This window comes from Ramlibacter sp. (assembly GCF_013697775.1).
Lineage (GTDB): Bacteria > Pseudomonadota > Gammaproteobacteria > Burkholderiales > Burkholderiaceae_C > Ramlibacter.
On record NZ_JACCWG010000124.1, the window covers coordinates 1 to 6,240 of the forward strand.

The 6,240-nt window shown below is 68.3% G+C and carries 5 protein-coding genes and 2 pseudogenes; 6 read left to right on the forward strand and 1 reads right to left on the reverse strand.

All coding sequences use genetic code 11. The features are described 5' to 3' along the window. From H0U68_RS06390 to H0U68_RS06415, 6 genes and pseudogenes are all read left to right on the forward strand, one after another. Window positions 1-126: pseudogene (locus H0U68_RS06390) on the forward strand (IS630 family transposase); the annotation flags it as partial. Window positions 127-136: 10 nt separating this feature from the next. Further along, the gene (locus tag H0U68_RS06395; RefSeq protein WP_296353777.1) at window positions 137-1,123 is read left to right on the forward strand and encodes a sialic acid TRAP transporter substrate-binding protein SiaP; all 987 of its coding nucleotides are present in this window, start codon (window positions 137-139) and stop codon (window positions 1,121-1,123) included. Window positions 1,124-1,134: 11 nt separating this feature from the next. Continuing rightward, the gene (locus tag H0U68_RS06400) at window positions 1,135-1,764 is read left to right on the forward strand and encodes a TRAP transporter small permease (protein ID WP_296353779.1); all 630 of its coding nucleotides are present in this window, start codon (window positions 1,135-1,137) and stop codon (window positions 1,762-1,764) included. A gap of 4 nt (window positions 1,765-1,768) precedes the next feature. Further along, window positions 1,769-3,163 (forward strand): TRAP transporter large permease, encoded by a 1,395-nt coding sequence (locus H0U68_RS06405; protein ID WP_296353781.1) that lies wholly within the window; start codon window positions 1,769-1,771, stop codon window positions 3,161-3,163. Window positions 3,164-3,182: 19 nt separating this feature from the next. Next, window positions 3,183-4,709, forward strand: a complete 1,527-nt coding sequence (locus H0U68_RS06410) for an altronate dehydratase family protein (protein ID WP_296353783.1) — start codon at window positions 3,183-3,185, stop codon at window positions 4,707-4,709. A 2-nt stretch (window positions 4,710-4,711) separates the two neighbouring features. Next, window positions 4,712-5,770: a malate/lactate/ureidoglycolate dehydrogenase gene (locus tag H0U68_RS06415; protein ID WP_296353785.1), complete on the forward strand. Its 1,059-nt coding sequence runs from the start codon at window positions 4,712-4,714 to the stop codon at window positions 5,768-5,770. Between the two features lie 95 nt (window positions 5,771-5,865). Here H0U68_RS06415 and H0U68_RS06420 read toward each other — a convergent pair. Continuing rightward, a pseudogene (locus tag H0U68_RS06420) lies at window positions 5,866-6,240 on the reverse strand (DEAD/DEAH box helicase); the annotation flags it as partial.

Below are 6,240 nucleotides of genomic sequence, written 5' to 3' on the forward strand. Positions count from 1 at the left end.
CGCATCGACCATTTCGTCAACGCTCACAACCAAAACTGTCAGCCGTTCAAATGGACTGCGACCGCCGATTCGATCCTTGAAAAGCTGCATCGACTTTGCTCACGTATTATCGGGACAGGACACTAGGAGACAAGCGATGATGACCAAGCGATCGACCCTGAAACTCGCCGCCTGCGCCGCGCTCGCCGCCGCGCTGGGCATGCCCGCGCTCGCGCAGGCGCAGACCAAGCTCAAGTGGGCACACGTGTACGAGACCTCCGAGCCGTTCCACAAGTGGTCGGTGTGGGCCGGCGACGAGATCAAGAAGCGCACCAGCGGCCGCTACGAGGTGCAGGTGTTCCCGGCGTCCACGCTGGGCAAGGAGGCCGACCTCAACCAGGGGCTGCAGCTGGGCACGGTGGACATCGTGCTCACCGGCTCCAGCTTCGCCGCGCGCAGCTACGCGCCGCTGGCGATCTCGTATTTCCCGTTCATCTTCCGCGACGCCGAGCACCAGCTGAAGTACGCCACCAGCGACGTGTTCCGCGAGCTCGCGGCCGGCTACGACAAGGCCAGCGGCAACCACATCGTGGCGCTGAACTACTACGGCGCGCGCCACGTCACTTCCAACCGCCCGATCGCCAAGCCCGAGGACATGAAGGGCCTGAAGATCCGCGTGCCCGACGCGCCGGCTTACCTGGCGTTCCCGAAGGCGCTGGGCGCCAACCCGACGCCGATCGCCTTCGCCGAGGTGTACCTGGCGCTGCAGAACGGCACGGTGGACGCGCAGGAGAACCCGCTGCCCACCATCGAGGCCAAGAAGTTCTACGAGGTGCAGAAAAACATCTCGCTCACCGGCCACATCATTGACTCGCTGCTGACCGTGGTGTCGGGCGCGACCTGGAGCAAGCTGTCGGCGGCCGACAAGAAGATCTTCGACGAGGTGATGCACGAGGCCGCCGACAAGAGCGGCCGCGAGATCATCGCTTCGGAGACGCGGCTGGTCGACGAGTTCAAGAAGAAGGGCATCAACATCATCGCGGTGGACAAGAACGCCTTTCGCGAAGCGGTGCTGAAGAACACCAAGCCGACCGACCAGGGCTACCGCCAGGCCGACTACGACAAGATCCTCGCGATCAAGTAAGCGGAGCTGCCATGCAAGCGATCGAGGACCTGCCCAGGGTGATGGGCGACGACGGGCAGTTCCATGCCCAGGACGAGGAGGTGGTGCTGGCCGGCACCACGCCCGAAGCCTGGGTGGCGCTGGGCTTTTTCTGGCTGCTGGGCGTGACGGTGTTCTACCAGTTCTTCACCCGCTACGTGCTGAACGACTCGGCCGCCTGGACCGAGGAGATCGCGCGCTATCTGCTGATCGGCACGGTGTTCACCGGAGCGGCCATCGGCGTGGCCAAGAACAATCACATCCAGGTGGACTTCTTCTACCGGCACATGCCGCCGGCGCTGGGCCGCTGGATGTCGCGCCTGGTGGACGTGCTGCGCATCGCCTTCTTCGGCGCGGCGGTGGTGCTGACCACGCAGATGATGATCAAGCTGGGCAGCGCCCGCATGACCATCATCGACCTGCCGATGAACATCGTCTACGGCGTGTGCCTGCTGGGATTCGCCGCGATGTTCCTGCGCTCGATCTGGGTGATGCGGGTGCACCTGCGGCGCGGCTGGAGCGTGCTGGAGTACCCCATGACCGCGATGGAAGACGTGGACGTGCCGGCTCCCGAACCCGTGGCCGCTCCTTCCACGCTTGCGCGCAGCCACCGGAAAGCCTGACCCCATGCTGAAGATCGTTTTCCTGTTCCTCATGGCCGGCGGGCTGCCGGTGGCCATCGCCATGGCGGGCTCCTCGCTGATCTACCTGTTGTGGGCGCAGACCACGCCGCCCTTCGTGGTGATTCACCGCATGGTGAGCGGCATCGACAGCTTCCCGCTGCTGGCCGTGCCCTTCTTCATCCTGGCCGGCAACCTGATGAACAACGCCGGCATCACCAACCGCATCTACAACTTCGCGCTGGCCCTGGTCGGCTGGCTCAAGGGCGGCCTCGGCCACGTGAACGTGCTGGGCTCGGTGATCTTCGCCGGCATGAGCGGCACCGCCATCGCCGACGCGGCAGGCCTGGGCACCATCGAGATCAAGGCGATGAAGGACCACGGCTACGCCACCGAGTTCGCGGTCGGCGTGACCGCCGCGTCGGCCACGCTCGGCCCGATCATCCCGCCCTCGCTGCCCTTCGTGATCTACGGGATGATGGCCAACGTGAGCGTCGGCGCGCTGTTCCTGGCCGGCATCCTGCCCGGCGCGCTGATGGCCGTGCTGATGATGCTGACGGTGGCGTACTTCGCCCACAAGAACGGCTGGGGCGCGGACGTCAAGTTCGAATGGCCGCGCGTGGTCAAGGCGCTGGCCGAGACGGCGGTGGTGATCGCCTGGCCGCTGGCGCTGTGGGTCCTCATCACCAAGCTGGGCCTGCCGCCGCAGGCCACTGTGGCGGCCGGCCTGGTGGTGCTGTTCGGCCTGGACAAGGTGTTCAGCTTCCAGGCGGTGCTGCCCATCATGACGCCGGTGCTGCTGATCGGCGGCATGACCACGGGCCTGTTCACGCCGACCGAAGGCGCCATTGCCGCCTGCGTGTGGGCCATGGTGCTGGGCTTCGCCTGGTACCGCACGCTCAGCTGGAAGATGTTCGTGAAGGTCTGCCTGGACACGGTGGAAACCACGGCCACGGTGCTGTTCATCGTGGCGGCGGCCAGCATCTTCGGCTGGATGCTCACCGCCACCGGCGTCACCGCGGCCATCTCGTCGTGGGTGCTGGCGTTCACCAAGGAACCGTGGGTGTTCCTGCTGCTGGCCAACCTGTTGATGCTGTTCGTGGGCTGCTTCCTGGAGCCGACCGCCGCCATCACCATTCTCGTGCCGATCCTGGTGCCGATCTGCCAGCAGCTGGGCATCGACCTGGTCCACTTCGGGCTGGTGATGGTGCTGAACCTGATGATCGGGCTGCTGCATCCGCCGATGGGGATGGTGCTGTTCGTGCTCGCGCGGGTGGCCAAGCTGTCGGTGGAGCGCACGACGATGGCGATCCTGCCCTGGCTGGTGCCCTTGCTGGGGTCGCTGGCCATCATCACCTACTTTCCGAAGCTGGTGCTGTGGCTGCCCAGGATGTTTTCATGACCAGGATGTTTGACCGACCATGACTCCCTTCATCAGACTGCATCCGGCGGACGACGTCGTCATCGCCAGGGCACAGCTCGTCGGCGGTGCCCAGGTGGAAGGCATCCAGGCCAGGGGCCTGATTCCCCCGGGCCACAAGGTGGCCATGCGCGCCATCGCCGCGGGCGAGCCGGTGCGCCGCTACAACCAGATCATCGGCTTCGCCAGCAAGCCCATTGCCGCCGGCGAGCACGTGCACACGCACAACCTGGGCGTCGGTGCGAACGGCGGCGACTTCGCGCGCGACTACGCGATGGGCGCCGACGTGAAGCCCGAGCCCGCGCGCCGCGAAGCCAGCTTCATGGGCATCCGGCGCGCCGACGGCCGCGTGGCCACGCGCAACTACATCGGCATCCTCTCCAGCGTGAACTGCTCGGCCACCGCCGCGCGCGCCATCGCCGACCACTTCTCGCGGCAGGCCAACCCGTCCGCGCTGGGCGACTACCCGAACGTGGACGGCGTGGTCGCGCTCACGCACGGCACCGGCTGCGGCATGGACACCCAGGGCCTGGGCATGCAGATCCTGGAGCGCACGCTGGCCGGCTATGCCACGCACGCGAACTTCGCGGCGGTGGTGGTGGTCGGCCTCGGCTGCGAAGCCAACCAGATCAACGCCTGGCTCGCGCACAGCAGCCTGCGCGAGGGCGAGACGCTGCAGGTGTTCAACATCCAGGACACCGGCGGCACGCGCAAGACGGTGGAGCGCGGCATCGCGCTGGTGAAAGGCATGCTGCCCGCGGCCAACCGCGTGCGGCGCGAACCCTGCAGCGCGGAGCACATCGCCATCGGCCTGCAGTGCGGCGGCTCGGACGGCTATTCCGGCATCAGCGCCAACCCGGCGCTCGGCGCCGCGGTGGACACGCTGGTGGCGCACGGCGGAACGGCCATCCTGTCGGAGACGCCGGAGATCTACGGCGCCGAGCACCTGCTCACGCGGCGCGCGGTGCGGCCCGACATCGGCGACAAGCTCATCGCACGGATCCATTGGTGGGAGCAGTACACCAAGGCCAACGACGGCGAGATGAACAACAACCCCTCGCCCGGCAACAAGGCCGGCGGCCTCACCACCATCCTGGAGAAGTCGCTGGGCGCGGTGGCCAAGGGCGGCACCACCAACCTCAAGGCGGTGTACGAGTACGCCGAGCCGGTCACCGAGCGCGGCTTCGTCTACATGGACACGCCGGGCTACGACCCGGTCAGCGCCACCGGCCAGGTGGCGGGCGGCGCCAACATGATCTGCTTCACCACCGGGCGCGGTTCGGCCTATGGCTGCGCGCCCTCGCCATCGCTCAAGCTCGCCACCAATAGCGCGCTGTGGCAGCGGCAGGAAGAAGACATGGACATCAACTGCGGCGAGATCATCGACGGCCAGGCCTCGATCCAGGAGATGGGCGAGCGCATCTTCCGCCTGGTGCTCGCGACCGCGTCGGGCGCGCTGAGCAAGAGCGAAAGGCACGGCTACGGGCAGAACGAGTTCGTGCCCTGGCAGGTCGGCGCGGTGATGTGAGCATGGCAGTCACCTTGCAAGCGGCGCCGCTGCGCGCCACCGTCGCCGGCGTGCTGCAGGCCGCCGGCAGTTCCCCCGAAGAAGCGGCCAAGGTCGCCGGCAACCTGGTGCTGGCCAACCTGAGCGGCCACGACTCGCACGGCGTGGGCATGGTGCCGCGCTATGTGGACGCGGTGCTCGAAGGCGGCCTGGCCCCCAACAGCGCCGTGCGCGCCACGCTGGACGCCGGCGCCATGCTGGCGCTGGACGGCTGCCGCGGCTACGGCCAGGTGGTGGGCGAACAGGCGATGGCGCTTGCCATCGAACGCGCCAAGGCCGGCGGCAGCTGCGTGATGGCGCTGGCGAATGCGCACCACCTGGGGCGCATCGGGCATTTCGCCGAAATGGCGGTGGCCGAGGGCCTGGTGTCGATCCACTTCACCAACGTGCTGTCGCGCCCTGTGGTCGCGCCCTGGGGCGGCGGCGACGGGCGCTTCGGCACGAATCCGTTTTGCGCCGGCATTCCGCTGAAAGGCCGCGCGCCCTTCGTGCTGGACTTCGCGACCAGCCGCGTGGCCCAGGGCAAGATGCGCGTGGCGCACAACGAAGGCCGGCAGGTGGAGCCCGGCCACCTGATCGACGAACAGGGCCGGCCGACCACCGACCCCGGCGTGGTCGTCGTGCCGCAGCCCAGCGGCCTGTTCGGCGCGCTGATGCCGTTCGGCGAACACAAGGGCTACGGGATGGCCGTCGCCTGCGAGCTGCTGGGGGGTGCGCTCACCGGTGGCGGCACCTGGCACCGCCCGGCCGACACGGCGCGCGCCGTCATCAACGGCATGTTCACCATCGTGGTCGATCCCGAGCGCCTGGGCACGCAGGCCAACTTCGAAGCCGAAGCACTGGCCTTCGTCGAGTGGCTCAAGCAAAGCCCGGCATCACCCGAGGGCGACGGCGTTCAACTGGCTGGCGAACCCGAACGCCGCGCCCGCGCCGAGCGCGAGCGCGACGGCATCCGCATCGACGAGCAGACCTGGGCCGAGATCGTCGAAGCTGGCGCGAAAGTCGGTGCCGCAGTCAGCTGACGCTTAGCGCAGCCGCTGCCAGCGCTGGAGTCGCGGCGCTGTTCGACGTTTTTTGCGAACGTTCACCCATTGCGCCGTCGTCACCGGGCCCGCGCTCAGGGCACGGGCAGCGGCGGCAGCGCGCGCACCACCTCGCCGGCCACCGGAAAGATGCGGTCGCCCGCGCGCGGCTCGATGCGGTGCATGCCGGTGAAGGCGCCGTAGGCCGGCAGCACGCCGACCGCCTGCAGCGGCAATGCGCCGCTGTCGTCGCCCATCCAGAAGCACGGCAGGCGCAGCCGCTCGAAGGCGCGGCCTGCGACGCTGATGCACGGATGCCAGTGCCCGGCCAGCACGTAGCTGCCCGCCACCGGCCGCGGGTGGTGGCACAGCGCGAAGCCGCCATGCACCAGCGGTTCGTCGACGACCTCGAAGCCCAGGCCGGCCGGGGGGTCGCCGGCACGGTCGTCGTGGTTGCCGCGCACCAGGGT